The following is a 14,610-nucleotide window of genomic DNA, read 5'->3' on the forward strand; positions in this document are numbered from 1 at the left end:
CCTCCCAGATCGCTCTTTAAACACCTGCTGGTCCCTTGGGTTGCGCCAGTTCCTCCTATCGCATTTCGTGCTTCTCCAAGCCGAATGGGCCGACGCGCAGAAAAAGCTCGTACAGCCCCGTTCGGACACGGAATTTCTAAGTTGAACGCCTCTCCATGGGGAGATTTCGGCGCCCAGTTCTTGGTAAATTTATTACAAGGAGATGAAGACAACACGCCTCTGAGAAGCAATTCTCTAAACAAAAAGTCGATCTCCATAGGATCAGCTGAATGACGGGTGCGGGCTGTGCAGGGGTAAAGATCTTCACCGAGGGGCAAATCGATGGAGTTTGGTGCTTGGTCTCACGTCAGGGGCGATCTTGAGTCCGTACGACAAAACGCTTCGGCGTTCCTGGATGGTCTACTGCCAGAGGATGATCGCGCCCAATTGGCTCGGCAGAACTGGGGCGCAACCTGGGCTGGGACCGGCGATGCCTACTGCCGTCTTGCTGACCTCAACATAACCAAAAAGAAATACGATGAAGCCACGCAGGCTTGGCTTTGCGCGCTCACTGCCTTCGAGGTCGCCAGGAGGCTAGTCGCGGACGATGATCCGCGACGGGCGGACGTTTCAGCCAAAGTCGAAGCTGGCCTTCAGAGGATCGGACTATCCTTTGGTCATGAGGTGGAAAGCGTACAGATCGCGTGTGGTGATCTGGGGGAGTTTATCGCCTACTATCTGCCTGCTGGAACTCCCAACTCGCGCGCGCCGGCGGCCATTTGCGTCAGCAATGAAGAAGAGGAGGGAGTGACATTGCTAGGCAGGCTCTTGCCTGTGGTGGTTGGCCGGGGGATATCCGTCTTGGTTGTCTCCCACGAGAACATCGCAAATCACGCACGCGGTGGATCCGAAATCGTATTGTCCCATTGTTTGGACCTTTTGTCGGTTCGGCCTGACGTTGATAGTGGTCGGATCGGCATTTATGGAGACGGGTTATCGGCCTCTTTAGTTACTGATTTTGCCGCCCACGATCGCCGCATTGTCGCGGCGGTTTGTGATGGTGGCATTTGGAATTGGACGCGCTCCCTGAGCTCCATCGATTGGATCACGTCGACCGATGACGGCGCAGACAGGGATATGGTGTCGGGGCATCGCTCACGGTTGGCTCGACTGCCGAATTGTCCAATACTCGTGGTAGCCGGTGGGCGCGGCGTCGTCAGCGTGTCCGAGGCGATCAAACTGCAAACTGTTTGCATGGCGGCGCGCATCGACGTGGACTTGGTCATGCCGCAACTCATGCGAGGAGGCCTGGGCGAGGAGGTTGACAACTTCGTTAGCTCAGATGACTGCATCTTCAGGTGGCTGGAGCAGAAGCTCGCACGAAAATCAACTTCAGGGCGAATCATAGGCTAGCGGCGATGCGGTTCTCTCCCGATCTTTTCGCAGGAGCTCTCATTAAGTCCTAGTTGTCTCTGATCGACGGATCGTAGGCGAAATCGATTGTCTTGCGGGTTTAGATGGGGCCTGTGCAGTGGTGCCGAGGGGGCGATGCGGCCTGGAGAAGTTCAATCGATGGGTCCTGCCAAAATGGACTCAAGTGCGCGCTCGACCCCCGCCGCCAGCGTTGGCAAGTGAATCTGTCCACCTTGGTCGGGAGCAAGTGATGGATACGGCCAGGCTGGATGAGGCTGTCACCCTTTCAGGCCTACAATGCGCCAATACTCAGTTTTTGGGATGCCATTCGGCTATTCTTCGCGATCGAGGTCAGCCGCTTGTTGAGGTAGTCTAGCGACGCCTGGTCCAGCCCCTCCAACAGCGCGGAGTTCAGGGCTTCCCTCTTGCTCGACAGCTTTGAGATTTCTGCTCGCGCCTTCTCAGTCAGGGACATTTGAACGAACCTTGCATCATCTGGCGACGGCTCGCGCGCCAGAAACTCCATCACCTCTAGCTTTTTCGTTTGGTTGGTAACGAACGCGGGATGAATTCGGAGTTTGCTTGCAACTGCTATCCCCGAGACACCGCGACCTTGGTCGAGTTCGTCGATAGCCATGAGGATCAGCCACTGTGGCTCGGTCAAGCCCAGTAGCTCCGCCCAACTCTTATGTATTTCCTCGATTTGGGAATGGATCTCGACAACGTTCCAGATGAAGTCCCTGACGGCCCTGTCGATTGTTTGTTTTTCAGCCATGTTGATTGTCCCGCCAAACCCAGCGACGCCCGGTAAGTCGCTGCGTGACATTTCCCCTTCGTATCTGGGTTCAGGCGCCCCTGAAAGGCTCCATTGGGTATGGATGCCATGTAAAAAATCAATTGATATATGTAACTAATTTTGCTAGTGCTCTGCTTAGATCGTTCGAGGGGCTCTTCAGCGATCATGTAAAATCTCCAAGGAGAACCTCCGGGATGCCCCCCGGAGGTTCTTTGTTTCGCGAAACTGCCTAATGTCGCACTGCAGAATGAGCTGTGTCGCTGAAATGCCACAGTTGACAGCCAAACAATGCTTTCATTCATTAATTAATTGCAGCAATTGGTGCGACCAATTAGACCGTGGGCTGACGGAGAGGGGGCGCCTCGACGTCGTCCGTCAAGCACCCGCCAGTAGGTGAGGCGAGCAGGGGCGGATCTTTGAAGGACGGAAACGACGTTTCCAACTTGGAGGTTCAACATGAAATTGATGAAGAGCTTTATCCTCGGTTCGGCCGCAATGTTTGCTGGCGCCGGGGCACAGGCCGCCGATCTTCCCGTGAAGGCCAAGGCGGTTGAGTACGTGAAAATCTGCTCGCTGTATGGCGCCGGATTCTATTACATCCCCGGCACCGACACGTGCATCAAGTTCGGTGGTTACGTGCGCGCTTCGACCCAACTGGGCACGAACAGCGTCTGGGGTGCGGCGGCTAGTGGTGTCGCAGGCGCACACAACCGCCTGAGCAACTACTACACGGCGCAATCTCGTTTCGACTTTAGCACCGATACGCGCACAGCCACGGAGTATGGTGTCCTTCGCACCTACGCAGAATTGGCCTTCACCTGGACGGCGGGCGGTTATAGCGGAGCCGGGAGCACCGCGATCAATGGCGCGACTGCCTACTCCGGAAGCAATCCCGCCGGCAGTGGCAGCGGCATGATTTCTGGTGGTTCACTCTCCGTGTACTACGCCTTCATGCAGTTTGCCGGCTTCACCTTCGGCAGGGCGCAGTCGCAGTTCTCCTCGCCTTGGACCAACTATCCTGGTAACTCTTTCGATGGCATGCCTGGCGGCGGAGGCTGGGAGGCCGTCAACCAATTCGCCTATACCGCTGACTTCGGCCAGGGCATCACGGCTTCATTCTCGGCCGAGGATCAGGTTCAACGTACAACTGGCATCTGGAACGTGAGCGGTGCGACTGCTGCAGGCCTTGCAACGGGCACTTACGGGGCGTACGACACCGGCGGCTCGCGCGCTCCCGACCTCGTAGCCATGCTGCGGGTCGACCAGGCTTGGGGCCTTTTCCAGGCGTCGGTCGCCGCGCATGACAATCACGCTGGTTATTATGGGGTCGATGAAACGACCGGGCATCCGGGCGACAAGTGGGGCTGGGCTGGTCAGCTTGCGCTGTCAATCAAGAATATTCCGACCGGCGCTGGCGACACCATCAACCTCCAGGGTGTCTACACGAACGGCGCGAGCATTTACAACTTCCAGTCATATACGCCGTTCACTTATGCGATCTACGGCGGCACGGGATTGGGAGGGGCTTACCAGAGCCTCGGTCTCGCTGGCGTCGTTGACTCTGTGTTCGTTGCCGGCGCTGGCCAGCAATTGACGACGACATACGGCTTCAATGGCGCGTACACCCACAACTGGAACCCGTATTGGAACAGCGCCATCTTCGGTGGCTTTGGTGCCGTGCGCTACAACGGTACAGCCAAGGGCTACATCTGCGGCGCGTTCGTTGCGACGCTTGCGTTGTCGAGCGGCCTTGCTGGTTGCAATCCCGACTTCAACTACTCGGTTGTTGGCGTGGCGACGCGCTGGAATCCCGTCAAAAACCTGACCTTCACGACCGAACTCGCTTACACGATGCTTGACCAGAAGTATGCCGGCGGAAGCACGGTCGCTTTGCCGGTGCAGGCTGGCATCGCCAAGCCTGCGGCTACCTACGAGCTGAAGGATCAGAGCAGCCTGCAGGTGATGTTCCGCGCGCAGCGCAATTTCTAAGTCTTCTAACGCACCAGCAAAGGAGAAGTGGCTCTATCAATTTAGGTTAACCTCCAAGAAGGCCTCCGGCATGCCCGCCGGAGGCCTTTGATTTGGTGCGAATTGTAATTGCGGAACGTGAAAATCAATCCCCCGGGCTTCCTGCGCGAACTTGCGTAGGCGAGCAAAGCACTCCGACTGGCGTGCCTCGGAGGCCCGCAGCGGGACATGACCCGTGCTGGTTTTTAGATAGAAACTCCGACTACATCCGATAAGGGCCGATGCCCCCAAAGGATTTGCTCTGCATCGCCCTGCTACCGCCTGGATCCCCCGATGCAAAGTCGAAGGGGAAAGCGGTCCGCTAGTCGCTCGAGAAGGAGCGATGATCATGACAGCCCAGTATCACCACAGCAGGAAGCCAGCGCTCTCCAATGCGAAGCGCTCAATTGAGCAGCCGGTTTGCGGGTTTGCCTCTGCACCTAGAGTCCAATTGGGAAGGGCATCGGACGGCGAGCGATCTTCATAGCTGAAATCTTTAAGAAATGCGGTTTTCTCGCAGACTTCAAGCGCCAAGCCCCGTCTGGTTGCATCATTCTAGATCGGATTGCGGTTACACTCGGCAATAACACTTCCCGACCACTGGTTCACTCAGCGACGACTCGGGCATGACCTGTTGAGCAAGGAGCGCTTGCATGGACTCTGAGACCATCGACCTTACGCCAGCATTTGTCTGGCCGAGCTAATCCGACCCAAAGGAATGTTCGTCGATTGACGACATGCGCTTCTCGGAAGCCATCAGATATCGGCGGATACGCCGACTGCGGTACACCAAGGCATGCCGAGCGATACACAACCGACTTGAACGCTGGAGAAATCATGCCGCAACGCGCAGCTTCTGAAGGCCACAACTCCATCGGTCTCCGTTCACGGGAGGCTTTCGCCCGCGCCCTGCGCGTCTTCCCCGACGGCACTACACGCGTCACCATCGAGCGGACATTGATTTCATCTCATCAGTCTTTGAGCATTTCTTGAGTTCTGTCGGTGAACTCATCGAGAATCTCAGATCTTGACGCAACCAAGCTGACCCTACGCTCGATGCGTGCGCCTCGCAGGGGGCGGTGGAGGCGCGCTCGTCCGTCCGAGCTTAAGTGAATCGTTTTCGTGAACCGACACGGGTGAACTAGTATGAACTTCGAGACCGTTGCAGTTGAACGGCGTGGCAATATTTCTTGGATTTTTCACAACCGGCCGCAGGTTCGGAATGCGGAGAGCTGGCAGCTCCTCGATGAGATGGATTCGGCGCTGACGGACGCGGTCCGGGACGATGCGATCAGGGCGATCGTCTTCGCGGGCAAAGGTGATCACTTTTCCGCCGGTCATGATCTGAAGGAGGCGCAGGCAACGCGCGCAGCTTTCACGGTTGAGCAACGCTACGCCTATGAGGAAAGGCGTTACTTCGACTATGCGCTTCGGATTTGGGATTGTCCCAAACCAACAATCGCCTCGGTTCAAGGGGCTTGTGTTGCTGGCGGCTTCATGGTCGCCAACATGTGCGACATGGTTGTGGCTTCTAACGACGCCTTTTTCGCCGATCCGGTGTTCAGAGTCTCGCCACGGCGGCGGTCGAAGTCCTGGTCCACCCCTGGGTCATGGGGTTGCGCATGGCGCGTAAGTTCTTGTTAACGGGGCGGCGCCTGTCTGCCGAAGAGGCTTATCGCATTGGCATGATCAACCGTCTCGTCGATCGAGAGCGGCTAGAGGCGGAGACAACCGAGCTCGCCGAGAAAGCTATCGCCGCATACCCTTTCGCGGCCAGGCTACTTAAGCGTTCGTTGAAGCGAGTTGCGGACATTCAAGGCTTCCGAACCTCACTTCAGAGCCATTTCGACACTCATCAACTGTCTCATGTTACGGATGAGTACAGCCGGATGCGAGATCAAGGCATCGCCTCTGGAATCTCCCGCGGCAAGGATGCATCACGCAAATAGTGACCATGCCGGAGCTTGAGGCACAAAGCGCTGGCGTCTGCAGCGACAGTGAACCGGGTATTCGGAAGATCCCTCGGTGCAACAGCACGCTTCTCGGCATTGTGGTTTGCGACAAGCAACGGAACGCATCCTTAATGTTGCTTCATGAAGGACCGTCTGGAAACCCCGTCGAGCCCGCACTCAATCAAGGTGTGGCGCCAAACACCTGCTGATTCACAACCAAGTAAGGAGCTATCGTGACCGCCTACAGTGGACCTGTCTTCGAAATGGCCGCCAAGCAATTCGAGGTGATCGCGGAATATCTGTCCATACCCGAAGACGCTAGGGCGCGGCTGCTAATGCCGAAACGCGCGGTCACTGTCTCCTGTCCGATCCATCGTGATGATGGCACCACCGCCGTTTTCGAGGGCTATCGTGTGCAGCACCATCTCACACTCGGCCCGACAAAAGGCGGGACCAGGTTCGCGCCGAGCGTTGACCTCGGCGAGGTGGCGGCGCTCGCCGTGTGGATGAGCTGGAAATGTGCCTTGGTGGGACTTCCTTACGGCGGCGCCAAAGGCGGCATTAGTGTCGATCCCTCGACCTTGTCGAGGCGCGAACTTGAAGCGCTGTCGCGTCGTTACATGCAGGAAATGATCCCCTTTGTCGGCCCTCACACTGACGTCATGGCGCCGGACATGGGTACAAACGAGCAGATCATGGCGTGGTTCATGGACACATACTCGATGTATCAGGGGCAGACGGTCACCGAGATCGTGACCGGAAAACCCGTCAGCGCCGGCGGAACGTTAGGGCGTCGGGAGGCCACCGGAAGGGGCGTCGCCCATTTGGTCCGCAAAGCCGCAGACGAGATCAAGGTACATCTGGGTGGCGCGACGGCTGTCGTGCAAGGGTTTGGCAACGTCGGTTCGATTGCTGCACTCGAGTTGCACAATATGGGTGTCAAAGTGATTGCAGTCAGCGACCACACAGGCGCACTCTATCGATCTTCAGGGCTCGACATTCCACAGCTGGTCAGACACGCCTCCCTACAAGCAAGCTTAGCGGGGTATTCCAACGAACTCGGATTTGACCCTGCAGAGATGCTGACCATCCCTTGTGATGTACTCGTTCCAGCTGCAGTAGAACGAGTCATCGATGCGAAACTTGCCGCTGATCTGCGGTGCCGGATACTCGCCGAGGGAGCCAATGGCCCCACCACTCCCGAAGCCGATCTGGTCTTGGAACAACGTCAAGGCGAGCTCTTCCTCATTCCCGACATCTTGTGCAACTCGGGAGGAGTGGTGGTGAGCTACTTCGAATGGGTGCAGGATCTCCAGCGATTGTTCTGGGAAGAGGACGAAGTCATGCGGCGGGAGTATCAAGTCCTGGATCGTGCCTTCGAGCGCGTCCTGGCGAGAAGCAAGCAAGACAAGGTGTTCAACCGCACCGCGGCCTTGGCGATAGGTGTGGAGCGCGTACGTGGTGCAAAGGAGACACGAGGGCTGTTTCCGTAGCATCATCCCTTGCCAGTCCAAAGCATCTCCTTAGATGGCTTAGCTTCAACTAATAGTCCGACCTGAAGGCTGTCAAAGTCATAAAGAGAGTGGATAAGAATGGCCGGCCTATCGAGCAGCTGACGCCGCAGGCCCATTTCGCAATACATGGTTGACTATTTGACTATGGAAAGGTTATAGGCGCAGTGCCCGAGTCGAACGGCGTGAAGTGGTGGACGTGGGCCGGCGGCGGCGCTGGTCCGAGGATGAGAAGCTCAAGATCGCCCTGGAAAGCTTACAGGCGCCGCGCCCAAGTCGCGGCTACAGCGTGGCGGTATGGCGTTTCACCCTCATTGATGGTGGTCACGGAATCTGGGCCGATCGCCCTGTCCAGCGCCAGCAGTGGCGGGTCAATCGAGATCGAGTTTGCTGATCAAGATCCTTTTGCATGATGGACTGGGTAGGTCGCTTTATGCGAGCGGCTGGAAGCGCGGCCGATTCCTGTGGCCCTCGTCCGCTGATGGCGTAGTGACAATCACCCCAGCTCAGCTGCTCAGCTTGGCTACATGCTGGAGGGCATCACTTCTTTGTTCTGACCGCCTTTTCCGCAGGCCAGCAGGATCTGGGCTCTCAGAGCCAGCGCCTGCGCCGTCTTCCGCCGCATCGTCAGCCGGGTCAGTTCGGCACGCTCTCACCGCTCAGAATCAAGGTAGCAGGTTGCGATAGACCGTCACTGCAGACCCCGTCGCTGTTTGCCTCCATTCTTGGCACGGCGACGCGACTCTAATGCGAATCTATGATTGCGAACTTGTGACTCAGGACAACTAGTTGTTCTTAGTCAGGATAAACCTAAGCTTGTGCGAGCCGATGGTATAAAAAGTTCCGCGACAACAAGCCATCCTTTAGCTCCGCGACTCCAACGCGCCAGATAAGTGCCCCCAATCTTTTCTTTCTTCCACTCCCCGCTCCAATTGCCTACTTCAGCAGCTTCCAAGCCTTGCACGTCTATAGAAAGAGGCTGCCTCACGTAAGTCACAAAATCTGGATCAGCGAAAGCCTTCGCGAAAGCTTGACCTGCATCTCCTACCCCATCATGAACTTTTCCATAACTCGTGATGACCTTAATGTCTTCATGCATAATTGCGAGAATATCTTGTATTTCACGCGATGCGATCGCCACATTTGATAGGCTACGAAGCTCTCTTATCGTGGCGGCGCTTTCATCAGAATGGCTACGTTCTATCATCCTATCGTCCCTTCACTTTCACGATAACGTTTCTTCCAAGAATCTCGGCTTTTCGCGAGCTCTTTGGACTTAAACTAAAAACCTTCGCTAAACGAAGAGCGCTTGTATGAAGAAAGCCTCGCTTTCATTCTATTCGATACTCTTGTCGCGAACACACATTTAATTTCGCGTTCGCGGAGCGTCAATCAGAAGAATACTCGTCTCACAAGACCCCAAACACAGACGTCCTTACCCGGTTGGCACGCGTAAGTGGTCGATCGTTCGCGGACCTCCTTCACCAGCGCCTTTGGGCACTGAGCTGCTGCCGGTTTGATGGACACCCGGTTAAGCTAATCCGACCTTGCGCTCGAACTCAACCGGGCTGAGGTATCCGATCGTCGAATGACGCCGGACGGGCGCAAAGCAGTATCGCTGTCGAGGGCGGCAAGCTCGCCGAGCATTTCGCTGGCCGATCGGAACAAGACCGAGTGACCGGCGATGAGCGCCTGGTAGGCGATATTCTGCGCGAGGGTCGACTTTCCGACGCCGTTTGGTCCGACGAAGACGATGTTGGTTGCGTCGTTCATGAAGGACAGCGACATCAATTGCTCCACTGCGGCGCGGTCGAGGCGCCTGGGCCAGAGCCAGTCGTAATCGGCCATCGGTTTGAAGTGGCCGATCCTGGCGTCGCGCAGGCGTCGCTGCAGCGAGCGCCGGGCACGTTCCTCCTCCTCCCATTGCAGCATGGGGGCCAGCCATGGGGCGCCGGCGATTTCGTCCCAATGTTCGACCAGGCCGTTGAGGCGCAGCGCCTTGGCACGGTTCAGCAGGGCATCATCAGTGCTCATCGTCGTTATCTCCAGAAGGAGCCAGTTGGTCGTAGCTGTCGAGGCGGTGCGGCCGGACCGTTGTATCCTTGCGCCGCACATGTTTGGGCAGGCTGGTTTCGACAGGGGGCGGTTCACCACGCTCCAGGCGCCGACGTTCGAGTGCGGCGCGGACCGTCGCCGCATTGACGGAGCCCGCACGCAAAGCGTCCTCGACCGCAGCCTGCAATTCCGTTGCGCCGTAGCGATCAAGCAGCCGCAGCAGCGCGGTCGTGAGCGCACCGATGTTGGCGCCACGTTCGGCGGCCCTGATCATCAGGGTCTGACAGATCGGCACGGCCCGGGTGAGGCTGTTGAGGCCGCGATGCTGGCGCGCCTCACGCTCGATCTCAACGAGATCCTTCAGGTGTCGTCGGTCTTCGATCTCTTGGCCACGATCATAGCTGCGACGGTGACTGGCGATCATCTGCGCGCCGTCGAAGATCCGGACCTGGCTGAGATCGGCCCGCACGCTCAGCATGCGCCGAACATGGGGATGGGGAACCGTGTAGTCGTTCAGGTCGAACCGCACATAGGGCGTTTTGCCGACCTTCACGGCGACCTGCTCCTCAACGGGATACGGGTTGGCGGGCAGCGGCAGAAGCAGTGGTTGCTCCTTTGCGAACGCCTGGCGTACTGTCATCTCGCGATCCTCCGGACATGGTCGGTCCGCCGCTTCGGATCGGCACCATTGTTCGGCCTGGGCATTCAGGTCGTCGAGATCGGTGAACTTGCGGGCGATGAAGAATGCCTCCCGGATATGTAGCGCGCTCGACACGGCCTTTTTCGTTGCCCCGGGCAACCGCGACAGGACGCGGCTCGAACCGATAATGGCCGGCGAAGGCAAGCAGCGTGGGATGGAATCGGATCGCATCGCCCTGGCGCTCGAGCACCGCGCTCTTAAGATTGTCGTAGAGCAGGACCCTGGGCAGCCCACACCATGTGTTGAACGCGCCGATGTGGCCGCGCAGGAAGTTTTCCACGCGCGCATCGAGGAAGAAGCGCAAGTAGATGTCGCGCGAGTACGACAGCACCATGACGAACGCCATCAGCGGACGGCGGGCGCGACCGATCTCGATGTGACCGAAGTGCCCCCAATCCACCTGCCCTTGTTCAGACGGCAACGTGCGGAGCCGCAGGAACGCCTCGGCTGGCTTGCGTGGACGGTGCAGAGCGATCAGGTGCCGGAAGTAGCTGGGCGACCCGCGGTAGCCGCGCTCACGCATCATCGCATACAGGCGGCTGGCCGTGAGTGCGGGGAACTGCTCCAGCGTCTTCAGGACGATCGGCAGATAGGGCTCGATCTTCGTGGGGCGCAATATCGGCCTATTCCTGGGCAGTCCGGCCTGGGTCAGGACGCGATGCACGGTCGTGTGATGAACGTGCAACTGCTTCGCAATGGTGCCGCAGCGCCATTTCTCGACGTGATACAGACGCAGAATCTGCGCTTCCAATTCAGGGGTAACGGTCATCGGTCGGGTCTCGGCCTCCATAGGGGTGAGCATGACGAGGCCCCCGGCGACGCACGAAGCCGGTACGAAGGAACAGCGACAACCGACAGCGGCAGAACCGACAACTCGGCATGGGCATGATCGATGTCGTCGCTCGCTCGCCGACGTCAGTAGGTGCAACAACGACATCGTCCGCAGGCCGGCGCAGTAGTGAACCGACATGGCATGCGGGTGGAGAGTGATGCGTCACGTTGTTGTGCCGCGCCCGGTATCGTCGGGCCCGGGTCGCATGCGCCAGGCGTCCGCGGCGGCTGCGCTGATAACGCCGTCCCGCCTCGCGCAGGCTCTCGCGGCGGGCAGCACGGGCGCAGTCATGGCCGCAATAGCGTTGTCCCTGTCGCAGTTGCGGTAGATCGTTACCTGCGAACGGCAGCGGCCGCACAGAAAGAAGCGCCCCGTGAGCATCCGCGGCGGTCCTTTCGGAGCGCCGCCGGAGGTTGGTGGAAAAGGTCGACGGAATGCGCTGACAGTGCGATAGTGCAGGCTGCGCACCGTCCGTGGGGCGTGACATCGAGCCCCACTTGCCAGTTGAGATCGGTCTTACGCCGGCTTTGTTTCTGCGGCGCTGATTACCCGCAGCTCTACCATAAGGCAGGCGCAAAGCGGGGTACGTCGAAAGGAGCCTGAGGGCGCCCGAAGACGTGCCCCGCGTCTTTATTCCTCAACTTAGACGCTGGTCGTCGCCGCGAAGGCGTCCGCCCGCTACGGCGCAATTGGAAAGCGCGCGTGCGGAGCCTTCGCTCTACTGCCGTCATACCTTGTCGTCATTTTTGCGCGGTTTTCGACAGTCAACGACACCCGCGGTGCGCTGTGCGCGAGAGAGCTACGAGCAGCTTTTGTCAGACGGATGCAGCCCGAGTTGAGTGGTTGACCAGTATGGAGAATTGACGGTCTGATGATTAGGTCGGCTCAATAAAGCCGGGTGCCGTAGATTTTATGCGTGAACCTTGGAGCCATTGCATGAATCGATATTGATATTCTGTTATTCTACTGGATCTCCGAACTGAATTTGCTTCAATTGGTGTTGCTGTCAAAGACGATCGAGCAAAAGCACCATTGCGGTGGATCCGGAGCGTCGCAACCGAGGTTTCTTTGCCAGAAAGACTGGTCAGCTACTCGGCTGATTTTGATGTTCAACAAAGGAGTGCAGCGTGAGTGAGGTGGTTAAGCTCGAGCGTCATGACGAGTCGGTGTGCTCATGGTCAACAGTCCTCCGGTCAATGCGCTCAGCGCGGCGGTATTCTGGAATGCATCAAGGAAGCGGTCGCCGATCCCGCGATCAAGGCCATCGTTCTGACCTGCGCCCGCCGCACCTTCATTGCTGGCGCCGACATCACCGAGTTCGGCAAGCCGCCGAAGCCACCCGGAGCCAGCGACGTGCTCTCCGAGATCGAGAACTCGCCGAAGCCGATCGTTGCCGCCATTCACGGCACCGCGCTCGGCGGTGGTCTCAAAGTTGCGTTGGCCTGTCATTTCCGCGTCGCGACCAAGGACGCCAAGCTTGGGCCTGCCGGAAGTTAAGCTTGGTTTGCTGCCCGGTAGCGGCGGCACCCAGCGCCTGCCGCGCGCGGTGGGGCCGGAGCTCGCGGTTCAAGATGATCGTCGGCGGCGATCCCATTGGAGCTTCAGAAGCGCTCAAGGCCGGGCTGATCGAGGAGATCGTCGAGGGACCGGCCGCCGGCGGCGAGGCCTTCGCCCGCAAGCTCGGCGCCGAGAAGCGCCCGCTGCGCCGGCTGCGCGATGACGACAGCAAGATCGCGGCCGCCAAGGCCGACCGCTCGATCTTCACCAATGCGGTCGCGGCCATGACCAGGAAGTCGCGCGACCTGGAAGCGCCATTCGCGGCGGCCGATGCGGTCGGTGCGGCGATCGGCCTGCCATTCGGAAGGAGCGCGAGGGATTCCTCAAGCTCGTCGCCGGCGACCAGTCCAAGGCCCAGCGCTACGCCTTCTTCGCCGAGCGCGAGGCCAACAAGATCGCGGGCGTCCCCGAAGGCACCAAGCCGCGCCCGGTTAGCCGTGTTGCCATTCTCGGCGCCGGCACCATGGGCGGCGGCATTGCATGTCGTTTGCAAACGCGGGCGTTCCCGTCACCCTGATCGAGACCGGCGAGGAGCAGCTCAAGCTCGGCATGGGCATCATGCAGAAGAACTGGGAAGCAACCGCCGCGCGCGGCGGCATCCCGGCGGATGCACCGGCCAAGCGCATGGCGCTGATCAACGGCGTCGTGGGGATCGAGAATGTCGGCGAGGCCGACCTCGTGATCGAGGCCGTCTTCGAGACCATGGCGATAAAGAAGGAGGTGTTCGGCAAGCTCGATCAATATGCCAAGCCCGGCGCGGTGCTCGCTTCCAACACCTCCCTTCTGAACATCGACGAGATCGCGAAGTCGACCAAGCGGCCGCAGGACGTGCTCGGCATGCACTTCTTCTCACCGGCCAACGTGATGAAGCTGTGCGTGATCGTGCGCGCGGGCAAGACCGAGGGGACGCTCTGGTCAGGGCCGTGTTCATCGCGCGCAAGATCGCGAAAGTGCCGGCTGTCGTCGGCGTCTGCCACGGTTTTGTGGGCAACCGCATGCTGGCCCAGCGCAGCAAGCAGGCCGAGAAGCTCCTGTTCGAAGGCGCGCTGCCGCAGCAGATCGACGCTGTCGTGACAAAATTCGGCATGCCGATGGGGCCGTTCGCGATGAGCGACCTCGCCGGCCTCGACGTCAGCTGGCGCTCGCGCAAGGACCGCGGCGTCAGGTCGGAGATCGCGGATGCGCTGTGCGAGGCGGGCCGCTTCGGCCAGAAGACGGGCACGGGCTACTACAAGTATGAAGCCGGCTCGCGCGCGCCGCTGCCGGATCCCGAGGTCGAGAAGCTGATCGACGAGACACTGCTCCGCCTCGGGCGCAAGAAGCGCGTTGTCAGCGACGACGAGATCCTCGAGCGCATGATGTATCCGATGATCAACGAGGGCGCCAAGATCCTCGAAGAGGGCATCGCGGCGCGTCCCTCCGACATCGATGTGGTCTGGCTCTACGGCTACGGCTGGCCGATCTACCGCGGCGGTCCGATGTTCTGGGCCGACAGCGTCGGCCTCAAGCGTATCGCCGATCGCTTGGCCTTCTACGCGAAGGAGACCGACGAGCCGAACCTCGAGCCGGCACAGCTGCTGAAGAAGCTCGCCGACGAAGGCAAGACGTTCGCCTCGCTCGTGGCAGCGTCAAAAGCGTGATCAAGCATTTGTTATCAATGACTTAGCCGGACACACCAAGGCGGCCAAGCGAGAATATTGATGCTTTGGCTACATCCCCAAGGCAAAACTCGCGCGCCCCAAATTGCCTTGTTGCACGAGCCCCGAGAGCACACCGATCGCAACTGAGACCGATTTCATCCTTTTCGG

Annotated in this window: 11 protein-coding genes and 1 pseudogene; 6 read left to right on the forward strand and 6 right to left on the reverse strand. The window is 59.1% G+C overall.

Going from position 1 to position 14,610, the window contains the following annotated elements; translation table 11 throughout:
- The first annotated feature begins 321 nt into the window (after positions 1 to 321).
- Positions 322 to 1,392 (forward strand): hypothetical protein, encoded by a 1,071-nt coding sequence (locus tag IVB50_RS00445; RefSeq protein WP_247293566.1) that lies wholly within the window; start codon positions 322 to 324, stop codon positions 1,390 to 1,392.
- A 292-nt stretch (positions 1,393 to 1,684) separates the two neighbouring features.
- Here IVB50_RS00445 and IVB50_RS00450 read toward each other — a convergent pair whose 3' ends face one another.
- The gene (locus IVB50_RS00450) at positions 1,685 to 2,167 is read right to left on the reverse strand and encodes a MarR family transcriptional regulator (RefSeq protein WP_311739364.1); all 483 of its coding nucleotides are present in this window, start codon (positions 2,165 to 2,167) and stop codon (positions 1,685 to 1,687) included.
- 477 nt (positions 2,168 to 2,644) lie between these two features.
- Between IVB50_RS00450 and IVB50_RS00455 the strand changes: the two genes are divergently transcribed.
- Entirely contained in the window at positions 2,645 to 4,177 is a 1,533-nt protein-coding gene (locus tag IVB50_RS00455; RefSeq protein ID WP_247293569.1) for a porin, read from the forward strand.
- A 381-nt stretch (positions 4,178 to 4,558) separates the two neighbouring features.
- Here the strand turns inward: IVB50_RS00455 and IVB50_RS00460 are convergent, their stop codons facing one another.
- Positions 4,559 to 4,729: a hypothetical protein gene (locus tag IVB50_RS00460; protein ID WP_247293571.1), complete on the reverse strand. Its 171-nt coding sequence runs from the start codon at positions 4,727 to 4,729 to the stop codon at positions 4,559 to 4,561.
- Between the two features lie 612 nt (positions 4,730 to 5,341).
- On the opposite strand from IVB50_RS00460, the gene IVB50_RS42230 reads away from it, so the two are divergent.
- The 3 genes from IVB50_RS42230 (at position 5,342) to IVB50_RS00470 (ending at position 7,640) form a co-directional block, all read left to right on the forward strand.
- On the forward strand, positions 5,342 to 5,839 hold the full coding sequence (locus IVB50_RS42230) for an enoyl-CoA hydratase-related protein (protein ID WP_253076209.1): 498 nt from the start codon (positions 5,342 to 5,344) through the stop codon (positions 5,837 to 5,839).
- Positions 5,818 to 6,144 carry an enoyl-CoA hydratase-related protein gene (locus tag IVB50_RS42235; RefSeq protein ID WP_253076210.1) on the forward strand — a complete coding sequence of 109 codons (327 nt, stop codon included), beginning with the start codon at positions 5,818 to 5,820 and terminating at the stop codon, positions 6,142 to 6,144. The genes IVB50_RS42230 and IVB50_RS42235 overlap by 22 nt, the downstream gene beginning before the upstream one ends.
- Positions 6,145 to 6,380: 236 nt before the next feature.
- Positions 6,381 to 7,640, forward strand: a complete 1,260-nt coding sequence (locus IVB50_RS00470) for a Glu/Leu/Phe/Val dehydrogenase (protein ID WP_247293573.1) — start codon at positions 6,381 to 6,383, stop codon at positions 7,638 to 7,640.
- Positions 7,641 to 8,457: 817 nt separating this feature from the next.
- Here the strand turns inward: IVB50_RS00470 and IVB50_RS00475 are convergent.
- The 4 genes from IVB50_RS00475 to istA form a co-directional block, all read right to left on the reverse strand.
- Complete coding sequence (locus IVB50_RS00475; RefSeq protein ID WP_247293575.1) at positions 8,458 to 8,865, reverse strand: nuclear transport factor 2 family protein; 408 nt, start codon at positions 8,863 to 8,865, stop codon at positions 8,458 to 8,460.
- A 329-nt stretch (positions 8,866 to 9,194) separates the two neighbouring features.
- Positions 9,195 to 9,692 carry an ATP-binding protein gene (locus IVB50_RS00480; RefSeq protein ID WP_247293578.1) on the reverse strand — a complete coding sequence of 166 codons (498 nt, stop codon included), beginning with the start codon at positions 9,690 to 9,692 and terminating at the stop codon, positions 9,195 to 9,197.
- On the reverse strand, positions 9,682 to 10,353 hold the full coding sequence (locus IVB50_RS00485; protein WP_247293580.1) for a hypothetical protein: 672 nt from the start codon (positions 10,351 to 10,353) through the stop codon (positions 9,682 to 9,684). The genes IVB50_RS00480 and IVB50_RS00485 overlap by 11 nt, the downstream gene beginning before the upstream one ends.
- Entirely contained in the window at positions 10,280 to 11,182 is a 903-nt protein-coding gene (istA, locus tag IVB50_RS00490; RefSeq protein ID WP_247293582.1) for an IS21 family transposase, read from the reverse strand. The genes IVB50_RS00485 and istA overlap by 74 nt, the downstream gene beginning before the upstream one ends.
- 1,190 nt (positions 11,183 to 12,372) lie before the next feature.
- Here istA and IVB50_RS00495 point away from each other — a divergent pair.
- A pseudogene (locus IVB50_RS00495) lies at positions 12,373 to 14,442 on the forward strand (3-hydroxyacyl-CoA dehydrogenase NAD-binding domain-containing protein).
- Positions 14,443 to 14,610 lie beyond the last annotated feature (168 nt).

The sequence above is a fragment of the Bradyrhizobium sp. 87 genome (assembly GCF_023073015.1).
GTDB lineage: Bacteria > Pseudomonadota > Alphaproteobacteria > Rhizobiales > Xanthobacteraceae > Bradyrhizobium > Bradyrhizobium canariense_D.

Bases quoted from the DNA above. Each gene is read 5' to 3' on its own strand.
- IVB50_RS00445 (WP_247293566.1), top strand. From the start codon at position 322: ATGGAGTTTGGTGCTTGGTCTCACGTCAGGGGCGATCTTGAGTCCGTA.
- IVB50_RS00450 (WP_311739364.1), bottom strand. From the start codon at position 2,167: ATGGCTGAAAAACAAACAATCGACAGGGCCGTCAGGGACTTCATCTGG.
- IVB50_RS00455 (WP_247293569.1), top strand. From the start codon at position 2,645: ATGAAATTGATGAAGAGCTTTATCCTCGGTTCGGCCGCAATGTTTGCT.
- IVB50_RS42230 (WP_253076209.1), top strand. From the start codon at position 5,342: ATGAACTTCGAGACCGTTGCAGTTGAACGGCGTGGCAATATTTCTTGG.
- IVB50_RS42235 (WP_253076210.1), top strand. From the start codon at position 5,818: ATGGCGCGTAAGTTCTTGTTAACGGGGCGGCGCCTGTCTGCCGAAGAG.
- IVB50_RS00475 (WP_247293575.1), bottom strand. From the start codon at position 8,865: ATGATAGAACGTAGCCATTCTGATGAAAGCGCCGCCACGATAAGAGAG.
- IVB50_RS00480 (WP_247293578.1), bottom strand. From the start codon at position 9,692: ATGAGCACTGATGATGCCCTGCTGAACCGTGCCAAGGCGCTGCGCCTC.
- IVB50_RS00485 (WP_247293580.1), bottom strand. From the start codon at position 10,353: ATGACAGTACGCCAGGCGTTCGCAAAGGAGCAACCACTGCTTCTGCCG.
- istA (WP_247293582.1), bottom strand. From the start codon at position 11,182: ATGACCGTTACCCCTGAATTGGAAGCGCAGATTCTGCGTCTGTATCAC.